The organism is Leptospirales bacterium (assembly GCA_019694655.1).
Classification (GTDB): domain Bacteria; phylum Spirochaetota; class Leptospiria; order Leptospirales; family Leptonemataceae; genus SSF53.
Genome location: JAIBBN010000004.1, coordinates 142044 through 162700, shown reverse-complemented (window position 1 = coordinate 162700; position 20657 = coordinate 142044). Strand labels below are relative to the sequence as shown.

Sequence of the window (20657 nt, the reverse complement as noted above, 5' to 3'; positions counted from 1 at the left end):
GCCCTGACTTTGCCTATGGTCTTCGCCAGATTGGAAAATGCCAATGTTGCCGATCAGCGCGTCCTGCTACGCGCTGATCTCGAATCGGCCATCGACTCCTCGGGGCGAATCGTATCCGAGGCGCCGTTGCAAGCGCTGCGCGGAGCGGTGGAGTTGCTGCTGGCGCGCGGCGCGGCGCCAATCATTCTGGCTCACGCCGGGAAGGTTGAAGACCCCAATAGCGGATCGATCTCGCTGGCGCCGGCAGCGGAAAGTCTAACGCAGATACTGGGACGGCCGGTCCGCTATGCGCCATTGAGCAGCGCGCAGGCCAGGCCTGGCGAAGTCGTACTGCTGGAAAACTTGCTTATCCATTCGGGCGAAGCAAAATGCGACGCCGCCTTTGCACGACAACTGGCAGAGCTCGGCGATCTTTATGTGAATGATGCCTTCGGCGTTTGCCGCAAGAAACTGGCGTCGATCACTGCACTTCCGCGACTGCTTCCACGTTTCGCGGGCCCCGCGCTCTATCAAGAGTACAGCACACTGGGCGCTCTACTATCCCGCGATCGTAAGCCGCTGGTTATCATTGTGGGCGGGATGCGTCTCGAACGGAAAATCAAGATGCTGGCCAGGATCATGGAGAAGGCTGACGAGGTTCACGTCGGCGGCGGCATAGCTGCAACGTTTCTAAAATCGCGCGCCTTGCCGGTGGGCGCGAGCTTTGTCGAACGCGATCTGGAGGTCGGGGCATTTCAGCTCATCGAGAAGTCGGAACTGGCGGACACTGAGTTCTTTTTGCCCCAGGATTTTGTCGTTGCTGATCGATTTGCGCGGGACGCCAGGACCAAAGTTTGCGCGGCCAACCAGATCCCGGACCGCTGGATGGCGCTGGACATTGGACCGAAGACGGCAAGCCGCATGGAGAAGTCGATTAAGTCAGCGGGCGCTACGCTCTGGATCGGGCCGCTGGGCGCCGTAGAACTGGAGCCCTTTCAAAAGGGAACCCGGGCGATCGGCCAGGCTATGGCCAAGGCCAGGGGTCTGCGCGTCGCCGTCGGCGCACTGACCGCCGCATCGATGAGCGCCTGGAAGCTCGACCGGTCCGTCGACCTGGTTTCGCTGGATAGCGACACGGTGCTGGACTTTCTAAGTGGAGTGACGCTGCCCGGGTTGGCGGCCCTTGCTCCGGCCGCCGAAGACGACGCGGAGTGACCTGCTGCTCCAGCAATCTTTCCTGCTTGCCGCGTCGCCATCCAGGCCGAAGCTGGCCCGGATGGAAATCTGGCAGACCATTGTTGTTGTACTCTTTCTCATTTGCTGTGCGGCGCTGTTACTGTTCATTCTGATTCAATCCGGTCGCGGCGGAAGCGTCGCTATTTTTGGCGGGGGCGGTTCCAATACACCCTTCGGATCGAGCACGGTCGACGTCGTGACCAAGGCAACGTGGTGGGCCGGCGGTCTGTTCTTTGCTCTGGCCATACTGGCTGCCATTGTCTTCGCCGACACTGGCCCCCGTCTGAATCAGCAGCCAGGCGCCCAGATTCCTGGCCAGGTTCCTGGCGCACCGGCAGCGAATTCGCCGGGCGGCGGCAGCATTCCATCCAATCCGCCGGCAGCGCCGCTCAACCCCTAGCGGCGAATCTTCGTCAAAAGAGCGGGCTCGGCCCGCTTTTTTTTGGGGCGCCCTTAATTTCGAGCAGCCTTCCAGCCAATAATGATAGAGATCCATACCAGGACGTGGCGGCGCCGCGCCCTGCTCTGGAATGTAACCAAGGACGGCGGACACTATGAAACGCATCGCGCTGATAACAGCTGGCCTGATCGCGCTTTTGATTGGTTCTTTGAGCGCCCAACCGCGCACCGTGAACCGGACGCAGGAAGCGGCTGACTACCCCGATCTGCAAGCGACAGAAAACCAGCACCAGAAGAACATTTTTGAAGCTTACAAGCGACTGGCAACTGTCGGCTGGCTGGTACAGATGGCGCAGGCGGACCGCGCCACCGGCTTTCAAGAAGCCCAGGACCCGCTGAACTTTGAGTACACCTTTCGTTTTATCAAGTACACCCCCAGAAACACCTACATTCGCTACGTAAAGGAAGAGCCTCAATTTCTATTGAACTCTTTTGGCGCCGTGGATCAGATTCGGGGCGCTATTGCGAACAAGGTCCAGGCGGCAAAGAGCGCCGGGGTCACAGGCGCAACGGACATCCAGTTTCAGACCCGCGATGGCATTGAACTGACTCAGTTCGACTTCATCTACGCTAACGATCCGGACCAGCGGCGGGCAATTGGTTCGCGGCGCAAGTCGCTGACGCTTTTCTTTACGCAAACCAATCAGCAGCCCGACGCCGAGCAACAATTCAACCTCTCGCTGGTCGTCTCACGGATCGTGGAAGACAACTTCCGCCAGGGCGTGCGCAATGTTCAGTTGATCATCGATCCCAGTCCCCAGGACGAAAAGATGGATGACGTGATCATTCTGGATCGCTACAACATGAAGCCCACGAATATCACCGTGCTCGGCATGATGTCCAACACAACGACCAACCCGCACCGAATGATTTTCAAGCAGCGCTACTATTCGCGCATGCTCGATCACTTTTATCGTTTGTATTCTATGGTGGCAAACTACGCCAGCAAAGATGATAACGATTACAATGATGAGGTCCTGCAGCGTCTCGAACACAGCATGGACTACTGAGTCACTCGCCTAACTTGGTTTTGCTGCGGCCGCCCTTCCGGGGGCGGCTTTTTTATTGCCGGCCTTTGACGCCAGCTCCGCATTGCAAACATGGAGCCAGGCCCCTGGTCAGAGGTCGGACCCGGCATAGCCGGCGGCGCCACAGCGCTTTTTGAAGACGCGCCCCTCGCCCTGTATGCGATTGACGCCAGCTACCGACTGCAGGCCATCAACCGCGCCGGCCGCGAACGCTTGCAGCCCAATGGCGCCGGCAATACAGAGCGCTGTTACCATGCACTGTACGGACGGACACAGGTGTGCCCTTACTGTCCGCTGCTGCAGGAAACCGAGCGCAAGCAGCTGGGCGAACGAGTTCTGGAAAAGCTAATATCCTGGCGCAATACGCGGCGCGAAGAGAAATCGCTGCGACTGCTGTTCTCGCCGCGAGCGGACAGCGAAGGTCTCATGGAGGCAGTTGAGGACATCACTGCCCAGCAACAAAGTCAGGAGGAGACCCTGCGCAAAGAGAACCTCGCCTCACTGGGCATTATGATCAGCGGGATCGCTCACGAGCTGAACAATCCGCTGACCGGCATGGGCCTCAATTTGCAGAATCTGGCGGCCAACCTGGCGGCAATGGCGCCTGACGAAATTGCCAAGCGTCTTTCTATACTTAGAAAGGACCTGCAGCAAGCGGCGCGTATCGTATCCGATATTCTGAGCTTCAGCAGGCCCGGCAACTTGCGACTGGCGGTGGCGGATATTCGCGAGGCCGTGGAGCAGGCGCAGGCCAAGACCCGCCGCCTCTATCCAGTGCTCTCCCGACAGACGGAATGGCAAAACGAGGGCGAAGGCGTCGCCTTTCCATTTGATCCTGAGAAAATCGAACGGCTGTTGATCAATCTTTACCGCAATTCGCTGCAGGCCATGGACTATGCGCCCGGCTACATTCGTACTGCCGTCCGCCAGACGCGCCGCAGCGTGCAACTGATAATCCAGGACAATGCCGGCGGCATCCCCGCTGATCAACTCAAGCACATCTTTAAGCCATTTTTTTCGAACTCGCGCGATGGACGTGGCAGCGGACTGGGCTTGACTATCTGCCACAGCATTGTGCGCGAGCATAGCGGTCGCATCCACGCCCGGTCTCAAAGCGGTCAAACGCGCTTTTATATTTCACTGCCAATGCAACACAGCGCCGGACAGCCGCCATGAAGAAGACGGTTTTGGTCGTAGACGACATCGAGTCGATTCGATTTGCAATCGCCGAGTTTTTGAGCGCCGAGTTTTCCGCGCTGGAGGCGGCCGACGGCTATGCCGCTCTGGAAGCTTGCAGCGGCAAGCAAGTCGACCTGGTCATCACCGATATTCGTATGCCCGGCATGGGCGGCCTCGCTTTGATCAAACGTCTCTCTGCGGAGTATCCGCACATGAAGTTTGCGCTGATGACAGCCTACAATCCGGATGACTACATCCGCTTTGCGCGGGTAGAGCGAGTCTGGAATATCATTCCAAAGAGCACTGCACTGGATTTGAATCACATCCGCACCATGGCGCACAAGTTGCTTGGCGACGAAATTTTTGGAGTGCAACAGTACTTCCCAAAGGCGCGCAGCGAAACAGCGCAGCTGGCCGATGTTCATCGAATGCACCGTAAACTTCCAGAAGAGGGCCTTGCGCACGATGTCTTTTACATCTGCCGCGTGAGCAGCGCGGGCGAAAGCAATTCGGTGTGCGACAAGGCGGGCGATTTGCTGACCGCATCGGGCGCACCGTCGGTCGTGCGCATGGTGCTGGAGGAGCTGGCAGCCAATGCTATGATCCATGCCCCAGGCGGCGATCGGCCCGGGCCCGATCCGGCTATGACGCCAGAGAACTATCCAATGCGCAGCGAGGATGCCTTTGACATTTGCTTTGGAATGCTGGGGCGCAACGCGGTTGTCGGCGTCACGGACTATAAGGGTTCGCTGGATCGCGAAGCAATTCTTTCACGACTGGAACGACATACCACTCTGGATTCAGAAAGCGGCCTGCCTGTCGGGCTGACCGACGCCCATGGACGCGGACTCTACATCAGTCGCGAGAATGCCGATCATCTGGTGTTCAACATCGAACCCGGTCGCCGCACCGAGATTCTGGGCTTTTTCCCCGTGGATGCCAGCATTCGGACGCGCGCCATCTCCATCTTTCAAAAAGAAGAGAAATGAAAGAACTCAACGGTTTTCGCCGATTGCACGGCGAAGGTATCCGGGGCCAGGGCGGCGACGATGCGCCAATGGCCCTCCGTATTTTGCAGCTCCAGCGCGGCCAGATTTCGGCCGTCGGCGGACAGAACGCTTAGCGTTGTTCCGGCGCCATAGGCCGCGAAGCTGTCTTCAGCGTAGGCCGGGCGATAGATGCCAGAGGCCGGGGAGAGCGGACCAAGCGGCGCCGAATACTGCCCGCCGCTTTGCAGCGGAAAATAGTAGGCTTCGTCCGGGGCTACTGCCAGCACGCCCCCCGACCAAACGGCAAGGGAAATCGGATGCGCATACTCGCGCGGTAATGAAAACTCATCCAGCAGTTCCGCTTCGCCCTCCGCTAAACGATATACTTGCAGCAGTTCTTCTTGATCTCGTCGTGCATGTAAGGCCAGCAAATGGCCGTCGCTGGAAAGAGCCACGCTCTTGAAGGCCATCGGTTCGTCGGCGTCAGGCTGAATATCTCCCAGGCGCTCAGCTTTTTGATTCACGACAATCGATCGACCGTTGAGAAAGGCCACAGCTGCAATCGGCCTGCGCGCCGCAAAGGCATAGTCGGCGATGAGATTGGCCTGTAGCGGATGACCGATGGAATTGCCGCTGGCGTCAATTTGCTCCACCACATTGCCATCGCCGGCCAGTAACAGCACACACTGTCCGCTTTCGTCGCTGACCGGATAAGAGAAAAAGGGCTTTCGCCAGAGTTCTTCGCCTTCGCGGCTGAAAAAAGCAATCTGGCGCCCGATCTGGGAGTATAGAAAGAAACCGCGACCCAGGAAGGGAGCTGTTGCCTGATCGCTGCGCTGCAATGGTTGCGGCACAACGCCTGGCCCGCGCAGGCTGAATCCCTCCTCCTCTTGATAACGAACCAGGTTGAAGGGCGGAGAGCCCAGCGAGCGCGGCGGCGTCGAAGCATCGCCGCTATCAAGATGAAAGCGCCAGATACTTGCGATGCGCGCCGATTCGACGATGCTCCGCGGAATCAGCGCAAACAAGGCTGCGGAGCAGAGCCAGGTCAATGCCAGAATGCGAAGCATACGCCAGTTGCAATGCTCCCGCGTCGCTGGCAACGATTCGTGCGCCCGGCTGGGCTCAAAAAAAGGGGCCGGGCGCAGGCCCGGCCGCTGCCTCAGAAATCAAAGGTAGGCGATCAGATCCTGTCCGCACTTTCCGGTTCGAATTTTGCGGATGGCCTTTTTCTCAATCTGCCGAATTCGCTCTTTGGAAAGCCCAATCTTGCTGCCGATCTTCTGCAGCGACAGTACCGGGCTGCCATTGAGCCCGAAACGGAGCGAAAGCACCCGCTTTTCGCGGACCGTAAGCCCTTCCAGACAATCAGCAATATCGCGTTTCAGTTGCTCCTGCTCTATTTTCCGGTCAGGATAGACGATCGATCGGTCTTCGATATTGTCGCCCAGCGAGAAGTCCTCGCCATCGGCCATCGGTGCGTCCAGACTGAGGTGATCCCGACTCATCGTCAAAAGGTGGCTGAGTTCCTCGGGACGCATATCGAGCACCTGGGCCAGAGAGTGCAGATTGCTCTCCATATTATCCTGGTTTTCGATCCAGCGCTCGGCTTCTTCCAGACGACGCAGTTCAGCAGTGCGATTCAGCGGCAGCCGGATCAGATGCGCCTTCTGCTGGATGGCAAAGAGAATCGATTGCTTGATCCACCATACGGCGTAGGAAATGAAGTGGAAGCCGCGATCTGGATTGAATTTTTCCGCAGCCTTGATCAATCCCAGATTGCCTTCATTGATCAAGTCCATCATGGTCAATCCGGAGGACTGGTAACGACGGGCGACGGTTACGACGAAGCGCAGATTGGACCGCACCAGAAGATCGCGAGCGCTTTGCTCGCCGTCGCGGGCGCGACGCGCTACATCAAGCTCTTGCTCGCGGCTGAGCATCGGAATCTTATGGATTTCATTCAGGTACCAATTCAGAATCGACTCGCCGGAGTCGCCGCCCTCGCGACGACGGCTGCTGCGGCTCTTCCGGGCCGGACGGGGAGCTGGAACGCTGGCGACGGATTCGCTGAGGATTTCTTCCACCTCCGCGCTCTGTGCTGCCTCTGGTAATTCTTGATCCATGGACGCACCCTCCTCGTCAGCAGATCCCCGGGAGCCGCCCCTTGCCCCCGCGCCTTCCGTATCAGACGAACGAATCAGGGCGCGGTTTCAGGACACCTCATTCCCGGAATCAAGCGATGTTTAGAACCATTCTAAGTCAATTCTGTATGGCTGCAAGTACTTCTTTGCTGATCCAGGCCCTTCTTCCAGTAGACCTTGCTGCCCGTCGCCCTGCCGTAGAAGAGTACCCGGCCCCCTTTACCCCCTACGGTCTGGCCTATGATGGCGGCAATTTCTGGTACTCGGATATTCGGGCGCAACAAATCGTCCGTATCCCCCTTGCCGGCTCCAACGCGCAGCCACAGCGCGTTTCGATGGGCGACCGACGCCTCTACGGCATGGCCTTCAATCCATGGGACGGGAGCCTGTATCTCGGAGTCGAAAACGGAGCGCTTCGGATTTCTCCGCTTTCCGGAGGCATTGATGCCCGGTTGCGCCTGCCTGTCAGCCGTGTGGCCGGCATTGCCTTTGGGCCCGACCTGTGGTACCTGCTGGAAAAGGGCAAAGGCATCATCCACCTCTATGATCCTCAGTTACAGCGTACAATCTCTCAACTCCATACCGGCCGACCGGAACTGCGCGATATCACCTACTATCGGGAGAGCCTCTGGGCAACGGACGCAGAACGCGACCTGGTCCTGCGCCTCTCGCCGGGCGATGGCGCCCTGACCGGGAGCCTGGTAACGCCGGCCAGCGGCCCCCGCGGCTTGACCTTTGCAGACGGGCAATTGTGGGTCGTCTTTCGTGGAACAAACACGCTGCAACGCGTATCCTTTGCCGAACAACGCTACTTCATCCTTAGCGGCGAAGAACGCTACCGCATTCGCGTGCGCCTTCGTTTTCAGTCGCCAGAGAGCGGCGTGCAGGGCCGAATCATTGTACTGCAGCCGCCAAACACCAGCAACCAGCAGGTCAGCGGCGTGCGAGCCATAACTCCTGGTTGGGAAAACCGCGATTTCACAGCCTCCGGTGAACGCGTCTTTGAAATGCGCCGTCGGACAACCGGCGCCGTGGAGTTTGAGTATGAATTTAACGCGGCGGTGCGCAACATACGCTATCTGATTCCGCCAGATTTCCGACCGGAGGCTGAGGCCTTGCGCAATGGGCCGGCTTATTATTATTACGACGGCACAGAAAGCGCCTTCAATGATCCGGGAGTCTTCGAACGCTTGCGCCTGCAGGCCGGCGCCGCCACCGAGCCTTCCATTCGTCAAGCCGGCGCTGCTGCGCGCTGGCAGCGGCTGCTGGAGCTTGGTCCGCGCGGCGCAGCGCAGACTCCGCGTCAGGTGAATACAGTCGAGGCTTACCTGCCCGGCCTCGGCTGGTTGCCGATCAATCGCAGCGATGCGTCCAGCGAGGGTCGTGTGTACGAGCGCAACGCGCGGGTCATTGAGCTTTTTCGACAACCGGATCTGCTGGCCGAAGGTCAGAGCGCGGCGTTCATTGTGTCCGAAGGAACTGTATCTGGCTCGCGGAAAATGATCGCGTTGCCTGCGACCGTCTCGGCCATCCCGGTTTCGCGCTGAAGAACTCGCATGGAACTCTCGCTGGATCGATTTCGCAAACGGGCCGCGTTGCTGAGCGAAATTCGCCAGTACTTTCGTGAGTTTCCAGCGCTGGAAATGGAGACCCCTCTGCTCAACGCCAGCGGTTCATTTGAAGCCCAGCTTGACTCTTTTCTGGTACTCCGCAGCGGAGTGCGCAAAAGCGCCGAAGCCGAGAGCTTTGCACCCGGCTTGCCGGCAGGATATCTGATTACCAGTCCTGAGTACAGACTGAAGGAGGCGCTGGCTACACTGCGTTGCGATATGTATCAAATTGCGCACTGCTTTCGCGAAGGCGACAGCGGCGCGCATCATACGGAAGAGTTCCTGATGCTGGAATGGTACCGCGTGGGGACCGATTACCGGCAACTGATGAACGAATGCGAGGCCTTGCTACGGCGCCTGGCCCACTCCGAATGCAGCGCGCGACGATTGCCGCAAACGCCCTTCCCGCGTTTTTCTGCCGGCGAACTACTGGAGCGCTACTGTCAGTGCGATTTCCGACGATCCTCGATGGAGAGCGCGCTTGCCGGCGCGGGATTGCGAAGCGCAACGACGGCCATCGATGATCTGGCCGACGATGATTTGTTCTTCCTGTTGTTCCTGAACCTGGTGGAACCGCAGTTGCCAGCGACTCCCTTCTTTATCTACGACTACCCCGCTGCCCTGGCAGCGCTGGCCGTAGTCGAGGGCGACTGTGCCCAGCGTTTCGAACTCTACTGGGGTAAGCTGGAGCTGGCTAATGGCTATCAGGAACTTGCCAATGCTGCGGAGCTGCGCAGCCGAATGGTCGAGCAAAACCAGCGTCGGATCAAGCTGGGCAAGCCCGAGATGGCGGCGGATGCCGGTTTGCTGCGGGCCATGGACCGCGGATTGCCCGAGTGCAGCGGCGTCGCCCTGGGCCTGGATCGTACCTTTCTGGCGCTGCAGGGCGGCGAGCGACTCGATCAACTTGGTCTCCTGCTTTGATTGGACCCGACGATAGACTTGTCCTCGACGGCCCGCGCCGGCGTTCTGACCTGGCGCCCATGTCCGCAGGCCGGAAGTTCATGCGCTTGCTGGCAGCGATGCTTGCAGCACCGTTGTTGATCAGCTGCGGCGGCGCGACCCTTCTGGAAGACCCGGTGCGGACCACCAGCGGCGATGCTGAGCTCCAGCGAATTTCCGCTCTATACGGCAGCGCGGTCTGGGAGAGAAGCGCCGAGCTCAGCGTGCAACTGACAGACCGCTGGCAATCCACGTGGCTGCGCTGGCTAACTCCGCTACCCTCCAACGAACAGCGCCTGGCGCTGCGCTTCTCGCCAGGCGGCGCACGAATTCAACTGGAATTTCTGGATGGCGAACGCCAAGGCCAGGTCATCGGCCTCGATGAAGGCGAGTGCTATACGATTGAGGCCGGAAGACCACATTATTCCAGTCAGCCCTTGACTCGGCTCTACCTGGAATCGCTGGTCGATCATATCGAGGTGCTCTATCGATTGGCGCGCCGGCCGCGTGCGGCGCGCTTGAACGCGCGCCCATGCGGCGAAGGCCTCTGCAATCGCATCTTTGCCGGTCCCAATCCGGATGGGACGGAGGACCAGAATGAGTATGTGCTGTGGATGGATGCCGCCGGAGGTTCGCCGCGCTACGTCGATTTTACAGGCGGAGGCTTCTATGCCGGCTCGCGGTCGATCTTGCGCCTGGCCGGGCTGGTCAGGGGACAGGGGCTGACTCTGCCCGGACAGATTGACGTGCTCTCCTCAATGAATGACAGCGCGCCGCTACGCAGCTTACAGCTGGAATCGATTGTAGTCCATTGAGCGGCGCGGCCCAGAACCATGGATATTCACGTAGTGGCCAAGGCCGGCGTCCATAAACCTGGCATCGAGCGCAGACCCGACGGCGTCTGGGTGGTACGCGTCCGGGAACGGGCCATTGATGGCAAAGCCAATCAGGCAATCCTCAAATCGATTGCCGCCGAACTCGATGTCCCGGTTTCCTCGTTGCATTTGCTGCGGGGCCAGGGCAGCCGCAACAAGGTCGTACGTGCGCCCGATCCTTGAGAGCCGCACGCTTCCTGCAATTCAGGATTGACTGAGCGCACTGTAAGGCCGAGTTTGCGACTCTAATTCGGTCCCGGTCGTTGGCCCTGCAGTCAGCAATACCATCCGGATCATCAAAGAGGGAAGACAGGAATGGCCGCAAAATTCAATGCCGAGGCGACGCTGGACAGCAAGGCGGGAACGCTGAAATACTTCAAGCTGGGCGCACTTGGCGACGCCAGTCGCCTGCAGCGTCTTCCTTACTCGATGCGCGTGCTGCTGGAAGCCGCCCTGCGCAACTACGATGACTACATTGTCACCGAAGCCGACATCCAGAAGCTGTTGAACTGGGACCCGCGCAAAGAACCCGATGAAGAGACCGCCTTCATGCCGGGCCGCGTGATCATGCAGGATTTTACTGGCGTCCCGGCGGTGGTCGACCTTGCGGCAATGCGCAATGCAATGGTAAAGGCCGGCGGCGATCCAGCGCGCATCAATCCTAAAGTGCGCGTAGACCTGGTGATTGATCACAGCGTCCAGGTCGACTATTTCGGCAGCAGCGATGCGCTTCAGAAAAATATGGAGCTGGAATTTGAACGGAACCGCGAACGTTATGAATTCTTGAAATGGGGCCAGCAGGCCTTTGAAAATTTTGGCATTGTACCACCTGGCGCCGGCATTGTCCATCAGGTCAATCTGGAGCACCTGGCTTCAGTTGTTCTGGTCAAAGACGGCGTTGCCTATCCGGATTCTCTGGTGGGAACCGATTCGCATACCACGATGATCAATGGTCTTGGCGTTTTGGGCTGGGGCGTGGGCGGCATCGAGGCCGAAGCGGTGATGCTGGCCCAACCAATCTACATGCTGATCCCACAGGTGGTCGGCTTCAAACTGTCCGGAAAATTGCGCGAGGGCGCCACGGCCACCGATCTGGTGCTGCGCGTGACGGAAATGCTGCGCAAGAAAGGCGTGGTGAACAAGTTTGTCGAGTTCTACGGAAGCGGCCTAAGCAATCTGGCGCTGGCCGACCGCGCAACCATCGCCAATATGGCGCCCGAATATGGCGCGACCTGCGGCTTCTTTCCGGTGGATCAAGAGACGCTGCGCTTCCTGGAACGCACCGGTCGCAAAGCAGAACTGGTCGACCTGGTCGAAAAGTACTACAAAGCGCAGGGACTGTTCCGCAGCGACGAAAGCCCTGACCCCGAGTACACGGACACGCTGTCCCTGGACATGAGCGAGGTCGAGCCGGCGCTTGCCGGTCCTAAGCGGCCGCAAGATCGCGTGAACTTGAAAGAAATGAAATCCGTGTGGCGCAAGAGTCTTACGGCCCCGATCAAAGAGCGCGGATTTGAACTGAACGATGCACAACTCAAAGCCAGTGGTCGCATTGACAATGGCTACCAGGCCGAAATCACCCACGGCAATGTGGTCATTGCAGCCATAACGTCCTGTACCAACACTTCGAACCCAGGCGTAATGATCGGCGCTGGCCTGGTGGCGCGCAAGGCAGTGGAACGCGGTCTCAAGGTGAAACCCTTCGTAAAGACCAGCCTGGCCCCTGGATCGCGCGTGGTTACCGACTACCTGGACAAGGCCGGACTGTCTCAATACCTGGACCAGCTTGGCTTCCACACCGTCGGCTACGGTTGCACAACTTGCATTGGCAATTCGGGGCCGCTGCCCGATCCGGTAGTGAAGGCTATCAACGACGGCAATCTGGTGGCAGTTTCCGTGCTCTCTGGCAATCGCAACTTCGAGGGCCGCATCAGTCCCAATGTAAAGGCTAACTATCTGGCCAGCCCGCCGCTGGTGGTGGCCTATGCCATTGCCGGAACTGTCGATATCGATCTGCAGAATGACCCGCTGGGCAAGGACAAGGACGGAAAGGACGTTTACCTCAAGGATATCTGGCCCTCCCATCAAGAATTGGCGGCAGCGGTTGAAGCAAATTTGAAGCCGGAAATGTACAGCCAACGCTACGGTAATGTGGCGACGATGAACGAAAGCTGGAATAAGATTCCAGCCTCTGGCGGCCAGGTCTACAAGTGGAACCTGGATTCTACCTACATTCAGGAACCGCCTTACTTCCTGGACATGCCGCTGGATCCGCCGGCGCTCAGCGATATTGTGGGCGCACGCTGTCTGGTCAAGGTCGCCGACTCCGTAACGACCGACCACATCAGCCCCGCCGGCTCTTTCAGCGAAGAAACGCCCGCCGGCCAGTATCTGAAATCAAAGGGCGTAGCCAAAAAGGACTTCAACTCCTACGGCGCGCGCCGCGGCAACGACCGCATCATGACCCGCGGCACCTTTGCCAACATAAGGCTGCGCAACCAGATGGCGCCAGGTACCGAAGGCGGTTGGACCAACTTTCAGCCCGGCGACGAAAAGATGACCATCTTCGAAGCCAGTGAACGCTATCGCAAAGACCGCACCCCGCTGGTAGTGCTCGCCGGTCAGGAATACGGTACAGGCTCCTCGCGCGATTGGGCCGCCAAAGGCGCCTACACCCTTGGCGTGCGCGCCGTGATCGCTGCCAGCTATGAGCGGATTCATCGCTCCAACCTGGTAGGCATGGGCGTGTTGCCGCTGCAATTTCTGCCTGGCGAAAGCCACGAATCCCTTAGCTTAAGCGGCAAGGAGCAATTCACCATTCGTGGGATCAACGCCCAGCTAAAGCCGCGGCAAACGCTGGAAGTGGAGGCAGACGGCAAGAAATTCAAGGCGATCTGTCGCCTGGATACGCCGGTGGAGATCGAGTATTATCAGAACGGCGGTATCCTTCATGCCGTTCTGCGCAAGTTCATCAAAGGCCAGAGCTGACTGGCAACGGGCCAGACAGATTGGCAACAAAAAGCCCGGCCCAAAAGGCCGGGCTTTTTGTTGCCGGAGCTCCCTTGCCTTGCCGCTCGCAGAACTACGTACTGGCCTGACCAGAACTGCCAGGGGCCAATCGACCATATCTCTGCATCATCATGGTCAGCGCTAATATTTGAACGCCCAATATTAGTTGAACAACCAAATTGATTTTTCAGAAATATTTGATTGATGCTAAATCGATTCACGGCTTTTCCAGCTGGTTTGCGCTCGATGAATACTACCGGGCGGCAGCAAGAGCACAGGAAGTTCCTTGAATGGCAATGACCGCAGAACAACGAACCGAACGCATTATGAAGCGGATCAATGTCTCTCGACAGGAATTGAGCGCCACCCTTGGAATCTCCCTTTCCTCCGTAGCCATGTACTTTACCGGCCACCATCGAATTCGAAAGGTGGTGGCCCTTGCTATCCAGGCCTCCTACGGGATCAGCGCCGAATGGATTCTCTCCGGAAAAAAGCCGATCTTCATCAAGCAGGCGCAAGGGCGGCTTTCCAATGAAGCGATGGAAGTTGCGCTGATGTATCACAACCTGCCGCGACGTCTGCAGCCAGTGGCGCGAACCACGATGCAGGCCTACCAACGACTCAAGGAAAACGCCAGCTCTTGATCTAGGTCAATCGCTAAAGAAACGCAAGAGCGCCGTGCGCGACTCGTAGCCGCCCTGTACCAGCGCCTGCAGTTCTTCAGTCGAAGCTCGCAGGACGCGAAATCCATTCTTGATGTAGTCAGAAGGAGAGATGGGACCGATGTCCTCCACGCTCAGGACCAGCTTGCCATTGTGGCGACGAAACTGGGCGTCAAACTGACGGTAACCCAGCATCAAGGAATGGGACTTCACGATCATGGTTCCGCTCCGCAGCCCGGCCAGCCGCTGCTTTATTGATCGGCCAGCTGGCGATTCGAGCAGTTCTAGAAATCAGGTGCGCAGCCCGCTGCGGGCTACAAAAAACAGCCCCACGGTAATTAAGGCGATACCCAGTACTCGTTCCCAGCTCAGGCGTTCGCCAGCAAAATAGCCATAGACTGCCACGACCAAATAACTGATGGAGACAAAAGGCCGCGCGAGGCTCAAATCCGTACGGCTCAGGGCAGCCAGCCACAGCAGGAAGCTCAGGGCGTAGGCGGCTACGGCCCCAATCATGGGCGAGCTGAATAGCGCCCGCGCAAAGTAAAGCGCCGCCACAGAAACGCCGCTGCTGAACTCCGGGGAGGGACCAGCACGATTCATGGCAATCTTCATCAGAATCTGCCCCAGCGATCCAAGCAAAGCGGATACAATCAACCAGAGGTAAATCAAGGCCGGGCCTCACGATTCAGCCGCTGTGTGGTCCAGCGGGCTGCCTGCAATGCACAGCTACGCAAAGCCTCCGCAGCAAATTGCTCCATATAAAAGGTTTCTTCGCCATCGTAGGCCTCCGCTGAGCGTTGCCAGCGGCAGCGGCCCTCCTCGCCAAAGGCGTTCAAGGAAAAGCGCAGTTCCAGGTCCGCTTCCACGATTCCTCGACGAAGCGGCGCCGGGGTTTGAATGAACTCCCGGGGCGGGGTCCAGATCAACAGCCAGCGCTGGAAATGGACGCGCAGGACTGTAGTCCCCGACGCGCCGCTGCGCAAGCCCTGGCGGCGCAAGGCCTCAACCAGAGCCGGGGCCAGCAGTGCATTCAGGCTGCCGCTTACGTTCTCCATGCGCGACGAGATCACCCGGTACTGTGTACGCGACCAGGCAAAGTCGCTTCGCACGCCTTCCTGGCCCGTAAACTGCAGTTGAATTACAGGCCCCTGCTGTGGATCGGCAATGCTTGCATCGCGCGGCAGGACCTGCGAATCAACATGCAACTGCTTGCAGGCAAGCTGGCCAACGATCGCTGCCAGGAGCAAAGCGCGATGGCGAAAGCTCATCAAGTAGCGCCGTCCTCGAAGCGCAGTTCCATGCCCGCGGCAATGCCCTCCGGCAGCGTCCAATCCTCCGGGCTCTTCTTGAGCAAATCATGAAAAGACCGCAGACTGTGTTCGCCGCGCGCTTCGCTATGCAGTAACATACGATCGCCAGGTCGGCATTCGATCGTCTGGCAGAGCGGTCGCCAGCGTTCGGTCAAACCGGCCGGAACCCAGGATCGAATCGGCAATGTAAGACCTTCGGCGCCAAGATGTATCAAGGGCGGCAGACCGCCCACGCAGGCGCCAAGCGTCAGGAGCGGCCGCCCGGAATCGGCTTTCACCGCCCGATAGCGTCGGCCCATAATGCGGCGCAGTTCTTCCTGATCGACTTCTTCCTCCGCCTCCTCCGCAGAAATCTCCAGCATGGCCAGTCTGGCCTCTCCGCCTGGATGCCGGATCTTCTCCCCCAGCGCTGCAAGGGCATCGCCGGCCACTGTCGTGGAATGCAGGGATTCTAGAAAATCAGACAGCGGCAGACTGGCAGCGCCGTGTACCGTCACAAACAGACAACGCCAGCTCCGCACTGAGCCGCGGCAGGCCATCAGGGCAGCCTGACCAGGTTCGATGCGGGAGGCTTCGCTCTTTGAATCTATCAATCGGGTTTCACCCAGCGCACGCAGCAATACCCGAAATGCGGGGAAGTCTGCCTGGAGCGCAGCAGGGAAAGCGGACACGAGGACCAGCCTCCACGCAGCCGGCTGGCAGCGAAATCATGAAATTCGCACTGTCACGCTGCCAGCAAAGGACCGGCCAACGATTTCTTCAGCCTTCTGTCAGTGTAAAGACTGGCCCTCGCTGCTGCGCAGTTCTCGTGATTTCTCCTCAATTGTGCGCTGAATGGCTCGATCGATTTCCAGCTGCAAGGCCTGGATTCTCTGCGCGCGCCTGCGCGTCAGCTCCAGCGAAACAATCTGGGCCGATTGCCAGTACCATTGCTCGCCGCGCTTTTGCAGCGGGATCAGCATCTGTACACCGCCGCCCTGCAGCAGCAGTCGCGAATCGCTTCGTTCTAGCTGCGGGTAAAGCTCTCGTAGCCTGGCAAGGAGACCATCGTGACCATCGAAGTCCATGCTATGGGGCGTGGTTTGCCAGTGGACCGCATAGAGCGGACTATCGTCGGGATCGATCGCGGGGCTCAGCCGAACGCTGCGAAATACAACCTGTTGGCGTCCTTGCTGCTCGCGGGTATCGGTCTCTATCGCTTCAAGCCTCTCTGCCAGGTCAAAACGGTAGGTGAATTCCAGAGCGCCCGATTGAAATTGGATCTCTCGACCGGCTACAATCGAGACCACACTTCTTCCTTCGAGGGCCCGAATACATTGGCCGTAACCCTGACCGAAGGGCGGCTGGACCAGAAAGGGATCCAGCCGCCCGCTTTCGGTCGGCGCCGGGGCGGATCGTTGTGCGACAAGGACGGTCAGGCTGGCAAGAAGCAGGAGGATCAAGCCGCGGACGGCAGCGCCTTTCGAGCACTGGCTGCGGCCAAATAGCGTCGACCGCTTCGGCAAGAGGAGCTGCCAAATGCCTGGGCGCATCCGGTATGCTATGGGCGGCGCTTTCGCGACGGCAACAGTTTCGCCGCCTGGTTGCGGGAGAGAATTGCCGAACAGAGGGCGGCCGGGAGTCTGGCGCGATGCGCCTTGGCCTGGTGCGTTTCGTGAATGCCCGCCCTCTGGACTACGGTCTGCGCAACGATGCCAGTCAGAAGGGATACAAACTCCTGGAAGCAACTCCGGCGACGCTCTGTGATCTGCTGTTACAGGGCGAACTGGATGCAGCGCTGATCAGCAGTGTGGAATTTCTACGACATGGCGACGCCCTTGGGGCTTGCCAGAAGGTCGGCGTCTGCGCCCGAGAGCGCGTACGCTCGATATTGTACCTCTATTCTGGCGCAGCGTCGGACGTTCCGCGTCGACTCTATGCCGACGCAGCCTCGCGCAGCTCTACGGCATTGTTGCGATGGCTTCTATTCAGCGAGTTTGGCGCACGACCCGAGGTTATCGCCCTGAGCGCCGATCTGGTTGTTGAACGTTGCCAGCAAGAAGCCGATTGCGCTGGCCTGCTGATTGGCGATTCCGCCCTGGACTTCGAAGCAAATCCAGTGGAAGGTCTGCAATGCAGAGATCTGGCTGAGTGGTGGCGGGCCCAAAGCGGTCTTCCCTTTGTTTTTGCGCTGTGGGCTTACCCTCGTCTTCGTCCGCTGCCCGATGCGCTCTTTGAGGATTCGCTGCTTGCCGGCCTGGCGGCGCTGCCCCAGATTGCGGCAGCGACTCCCTACCGCGACGCCCTTTCCTATTTGAGCGAATCGCTGCATTATCAACTCGACGCCGAGGATCGTCGGAGTCTCGCCTATTTCTCCGAGGTTCTAAAAGAGCTGGACGCGCCAATTGGCGGCCTGCTGGAGGAGAAAGAAGCATGAAGGCAATCGCTGACTACTTGAGAATGATCAAGTTTTCGCACACTATCTTTGCCTTGCCGCTCGCCGGCATTGCCTTTGTCCAGGGCATCGACCGTTCCGGTTTGCTTTTTGCCAGTCGCCCGTCGCTGGATCTGGTGGCGCTGGCGGCAAAAGCCGCCCTGGCGATGGCCGCCCTGCGCAGCGCAGCTATGGGTTTCAATCGCATCGTGGATCGACATATCGATGCGCGCAACCCGCGCACCGCTGGCCGTGAAATTCCAAGCGGGGTTGTTGGTTTGCGGCAGGCGCAGATCTTTACCTTGCTGGCGCTGGCAGTCTATTTTGTTGCAGCCTGGTCGATCAATGCGCTGTGCTTTGCCCTGTCGCCGCTGGCCGCGGCGGCGGTACTGGGCTACTCCTACGCCAAGCGCTTCACCTGGCTCTGTCACTTTGCGCTCGGCGCTGCCATCGGTCTTGCGCCAATGGGCGCCTGGCTTGCCTTACTGGAACAATTTGATTGGCTGCCGCTGGCGTGGAGTCTTGGCCTGATGTTTTACATCGCCGGCTTCGACATTCTCTATGCCTGCCAGGACGCGGACTTTGATCGCGGCGAAGGCCTGCATTCCCTGCCATCGCGCTTTGGCGTTGCCGCCGCCCTTGGCGTCGCTCGCCTCGCCCATCTGGCGGCGCTTGGCTTTTTCTGTCTGGCCGGTTTGCTGGCCGGCGCAGGCTGGGTTTTCGGCCTTGGCGTGGCGCTGGTGGCGGCGCTTTTTTCTCTGGAGCACTGGATGGTGCGCGGCGGCAGATTGCACCGCATTCCGGCCGCATTCTTTCAGGTAAATTCAGTCGTTTCGCTGGCCCTGTTTGTATTTGCCCTGGCCGACTGGTGGCTGCAACGTTCATGAGCGCCGGCCCTCGAAATCTGATTGTTGCTATCAGCGGCGCCAGCGGCGCGCTCTACGGCCGCGCATTGCTGCGCGCCCTTGCCGTCCACGATTTGCAGAGCGTGCAGCTGATAGTCAGTCCAGCGGCTTTGCGCGTCTACAATCAGGAGTTGAACCGAGAGGCGGCGACGCCGGCCGCCTACCTTGCGGAGTGCCTGGCGCCGGCAGAAGTTCCAGCGAGGTTCCTGATTCAGGATTACCACGATATTGGCGCGCGGGCCGCCTCTGGCTCAGCGCCTTCGGATGGAATGATAGTGGCGCCCTGCTCGATGAAGAGTCTCGCCGCCATCGCTCACGGTCACAGCAGCAATCTGCTGGAGCGCGCCGCGGAGGTTTGCCTGAAGGAGCGGCGCCGGCTGGTGCTGGTTCCGCGCGAAACGCCCTACTCTTTGCTGCAGTTGCGCAACATGACAGCCTTGACCGAGGCCGGCGCCATCATTCTACCAGCCAGCCCGGCCTTTTACCAGGCGCCCCAGAACTTTGAGGACCTGGCCTGTTTTATCGTCGGTCGAGCGCTGGCTCTCTTTGGCATCGATCACCGGCTCTTTCCAGCATGGAACCCATCCTGAGGACGTCGCTGGCCGTGGAAAAGTCCTGGCCTGCGGACCCCGCCCTGACGGAATGTCGACGATGAAGCCGAGTTCCTCCGCCGCCGCGCCAGAAGCATCGCCGGAAAGCAAGAAGGCTCTGGCCCTGTTGCAGCGCGGCGCCCTCGAGATTCTCCCGGAAAATGAATTGCTGGAGCGACTGGAGGCCAGCCGGCAAAGCAAGCAGGCGCTGCGCATCAAAGCCGGCTTTGATCCCACAGCCCCCGATTTGCATCTCGGTCATACCGTTCTGCTGCGCAAGCTACGCGACTTTCAGGATCTTGGCCATCATGTACTTTTTTTGATCGGCGACTTCACTGGCATGATTGGCGATCCCACCGGTCGCAACGCTACACGCAAACGTATGAGCCGGGAAGATGTGGCGCGCAACGCCGAGACCTATGCTACACAGGTCTTCAAGATCCTGGATCGCGATCGCACCGAAATTGTTTTCAATTCCAGCTGGTGTCAGGGCCTTTCGTTTGAAGATGTACTGTCGCTGACTGCGCGTTATACGGTTGCTCGCCTGCTTGAACGCGAGGATTTTTCGCGCCGCTATTCTGCTCAAGAGTCTATTTCCCTGATTGAATTCATGTACCCATTGATTCAAGGCTACGACTCCGTAGCGCTCAAGGCCGACGTTGAGCTGGGCGGCTCTGATCAGAAGTTCAATTTGCTGGTTGGTCGCGAATTGCAAAAAGAGTACGGGCAGCGGCCGCAGGTCGTATTGACCATGCCGCTGCTGGTAGGTCTGGACGGCGTTCAGAAGATGTCGAAATCAGCCGGCAACTATATTGCCATCAATGAAACGCCCTTCTCGATGTTTGCCAAGATCATGTCCATTCCTGATTCGTTGCTGCGCGATTACTGTCTGCTCTTGACGCGCCTGGATCCGACGGAAGTCGAAAGCGGTTTGAAAGAAGCGCCCTTTGACTTGAAAAAGAAACTGGGCCAGCTGGTGACCGATGATTTCCATTCCGCCGGCGCCGGCGACGAAGCGCGCGCCGCCTGGGAGCGAGAAAAAGGCAGCGCCGGTCGGAAACAGATGGTGCTTCCGCCAGATACTCCTCGGATGCGCGTAGAGGGCGAGGGCGAACGCGGCCTTGTGCAGCTGCTGGTGGAGGCCGGGGTGGAAAAGAGCGCCTCCGCGGTCCGCCGGTTGATCGAATCCTCGTCAATTCGCATCGGCGAAGATCTACAGGTAGTTGAAGATCCGCGGCGGACGCTGAGCTTTCCGGGCGAATACCATATCAAAATCGGAAAAAAACGTTACTTGATTTTACATAGCTGAGCTGCATACCAGCGG

The 20657-nt window shown here is 59.0% G+C and carries 22 protein-coding genes; 15 read left to right on the top strand and 7 right to left on the bottom strand.

Translation table 11 applies throughout. The annotated features are described in order from the left end of the window. Window positions 1-15: 15 nt before the first annotated feature. From K1X75_08520 to K1X75_08500, 5 genes are all read left to right on the top strand, one after another. A complete protein-coding gene (locus K1X75_08520) occupies window positions 16-1194 on the top strand; it encodes a phosphoglycerate kinase (GenBank protein MBX7058099.1) in 1179 nt (392 codons plus the stop codon). A gap of 61 nt (window positions 1195-1255) precedes the next feature. Further along, the gene (gene secG / locus K1X75_08515; protein ID MBX7058098.1) at window positions 1256-1615 is read left to right on the top strand and encodes a preprotein translocase subunit SecG; all 360 of its coding nucleotides are present in this window, start codon (window positions 1256-1258) and stop codon (window positions 1613-1615) included. A gap of 154 nt (window positions 1616-1769) precedes the next feature. Further along, on the top strand, window positions 1770-2684 hold the full coding sequence (locus tag K1X75_08510; protein ID MBX7058097.1) for a hypothetical protein: 915 nt from the start codon (window positions 1770-1772) through the stop codon (window positions 2682-2684). Between the two features lie 90 nt (window positions 2685-2774). Beyond that, window positions 2775-3878 (top strand): HAMP domain-containing histidine kinase, encoded by a 1104-nt coding sequence (locus K1X75_08505; GenBank protein ID MBX7058096.1) that lies wholly within the window; start codon window positions 2775-2777, stop codon window positions 3876-3878. Beyond that, entirely contained in the window at window positions 3875-4870 is a 996-nt protein-coding gene (locus K1X75_08500) for a response regulator (GenBank protein ID MBX7058095.1), read from the top strand. Before K1X75_08505 ends, K1X75_08500 begins: the two co-directional genes overlap by 4 nt. Here K1X75_08500 and K1X75_08495 read toward each other — a convergent pair. Both K1X75_08495 and K1X75_08490 read right to left on the bottom strand, forming a co-directional pair. Next, complete coding sequence (locus tag K1X75_08495; protein ID MBX7058094.1) at window positions 4852-5940, bottom strand: hypothetical protein; 1089 nt, start codon at window positions 5938-5940, stop codon at window positions 4852-4854. The two genes, K1X75_08500 and K1X75_08495, sit on opposite strands and share 19 nt — an antisense overlap. A 99-nt stretch (window positions 5941-6039) precedes the next feature. Next, a complete protein-coding gene (locus tag K1X75_08490; protein ID MBX7058093.1) occupies window positions 6040-6996 on the bottom strand; it encodes an RNA polymerase sigma factor RpoD/SigA in 957 nt (318 codons plus the stop codon). A gap of 146 nt (window positions 6997-7142) precedes the next feature. Here K1X75_08490 and K1X75_08485 point away from each other — a divergent pair, with 146 nt between their 5' ends. From K1X75_08485 to K1X75_08460, 6 genes are all read left to right on the top strand, one after another. Next, the gene (locus K1X75_08485; GenBank protein ID MBX7058092.1) at window positions 7143-8561 is read left to right on the top strand and encodes a hypothetical protein; all 1419 of its coding nucleotides are present in this window, start codon (window positions 7143-7145) and stop codon (window positions 8559-8561) included. Window positions 8562-8570: 9 nt separating this feature from the next. Continuing rightward, the gene (locus K1X75_08480) at window positions 8571-9548 is read left to right on the top strand and encodes an elongation factor P--(R)-beta-lysine ligase (GenBank protein MBX7058091.1); all 978 of its coding nucleotides are present in this window, start codon (window positions 8571-8573) and stop codon (window positions 9546-9548) included. Window positions 9549-9607: 59 nt separating this feature from the next. Continuing rightward, window positions 9608-10381 (top strand): hypothetical protein, encoded by a 774-nt coding sequence (locus tag K1X75_08475; protein MBX7058090.1) that lies wholly within the window; start codon window positions 9608-9610, stop codon window positions 10379-10381. Window positions 10382-10399: 18 nt separating this feature from the next. Continuing rightward, window positions 10400-10624, top strand: coding sequence for a DUF167 domain-containing protein (locus K1X75_08470; protein ID MBX7058089.1), 225 nt, complete (start codon window positions 10400-10402; stop codon window positions 10622-10624). Window positions 10625-10756: 132 nt separating this feature from the next. Next, complete coding sequence (acnA, locus tag K1X75_08465) at window positions 10757-13429, top strand: aconitate hydratase AcnA (protein ID MBX7058088.1); 2673 nt, start codon at window positions 10757-10759, stop codon at window positions 13427-13429. A 317-nt stretch (window positions 13430-13746) separates the two neighbouring features. Beyond that, window positions 13747-14094: a helix-turn-helix domain containing protein gene (locus K1X75_08460; protein ID MBX7058087.1), complete on the top strand. Its 348-nt coding sequence runs from the start codon at window positions 13747-13749 to the stop codon at window positions 14092-14094. 6 nt (window positions 14095-14100) lie between these two features. On the opposite strand, the gene K1X75_08455 is transcribed toward K1X75_08460, so the two are convergent. From K1X75_08455 to K1X75_08435, 5 genes are all read right to left on the bottom strand, one after another. Further along, on the bottom strand, window positions 14101-14331 hold the full coding sequence (locus K1X75_08455; GenBank protein ID MBX7058086.1) for a hypothetical protein: 231 nt from the start codon (window positions 14329-14331) through the stop codon (window positions 14101-14103). Window positions 14332-14403: 72 nt separating this feature from the next. Further along, window positions 14404-14784: an EamA family transporter gene (locus K1X75_08450; GenBank protein MBX7058085.1), complete on the bottom strand. Its 381-nt coding sequence runs from the start codon at window positions 14782-14784 to the stop codon at window positions 14404-14406. Beyond that, window positions 14781-15383, bottom strand: coding sequence for a hypothetical protein (locus tag K1X75_08445; protein ID MBX7058084.1), 603 nt, complete (start codon window positions 15381-15383; stop codon window positions 14781-14783). The genes K1X75_08450 and K1X75_08445 overlap by 4 nt, the downstream gene beginning before the upstream one ends. Continuing rightward, on the bottom strand, window positions 15383-16096 hold the full coding sequence (locus K1X75_08440; protein ID MBX7058083.1) for a hypothetical protein: 714 nt from the start codon (window positions 16094-16096) through the stop codon (window positions 15383-15385). The genes K1X75_08445 and K1X75_08440 overlap by 1 nt, the downstream gene beginning before the upstream one ends. Window positions 16097-16195: 99 nt before the next feature. Then, window positions 16196-16867, bottom strand: a complete 672-nt coding sequence (locus K1X75_08435; protein MBX7058082.1) for a hypothetical protein — start codon at window positions 16865-16867, stop codon at window positions 16196-16198. 188 nt (window positions 16868-17055) lie between these two features. Between K1X75_08435 and K1X75_08430 the strand changes: the two genes are divergently transcribed. From K1X75_08430 to tyrS, 4 genes are all read left to right on the top strand, one after another. Next, a complete protein-coding gene (locus tag K1X75_08430) occupies window positions 17056-17841 on the top strand; it encodes a menaquinone biosynthesis protein (protein MBX7058081.1) in 786 nt (261 codons plus the stop codon). After that, window positions 17838-18725, top strand: coding sequence for a putative 4-hydroxybenzoate polyprenyltransferase (gene ubiA, locus K1X75_08425; protein ID MBX7058080.1), 888 nt, complete (start codon window positions 17838-17840; stop codon window positions 18723-18725). The genes K1X75_08430 and ubiA overlap by 4 nt, the downstream gene beginning before the upstream one ends. Further along, window positions 18722-19333 (top strand): UbiX family flavin prenyltransferase, encoded by a 612-nt coding sequence (locus K1X75_08420; GenBank protein ID MBX7058079.1) that lies wholly within the window; start codon window positions 18722-18724, stop codon window positions 19331-19333. The genes ubiA and K1X75_08420 overlap by 4 nt, the downstream gene beginning before the upstream one ends. A gap of 61 nt (window positions 19334-19394) precedes the next feature. Next, window positions 19395-20642 carry a tyrosine--tRNA ligase gene (tyrS, locus tag K1X75_08415; protein MBX7058078.1) on the top strand — a complete coding sequence of 416 codons (1248 nt, stop codon included), beginning with the start codon at window positions 19395-19397 and terminating at the stop codon, window positions 20640-20642. The last annotated feature ends 15 nt before the right edge of the window (window positions 20643-20657 follow it).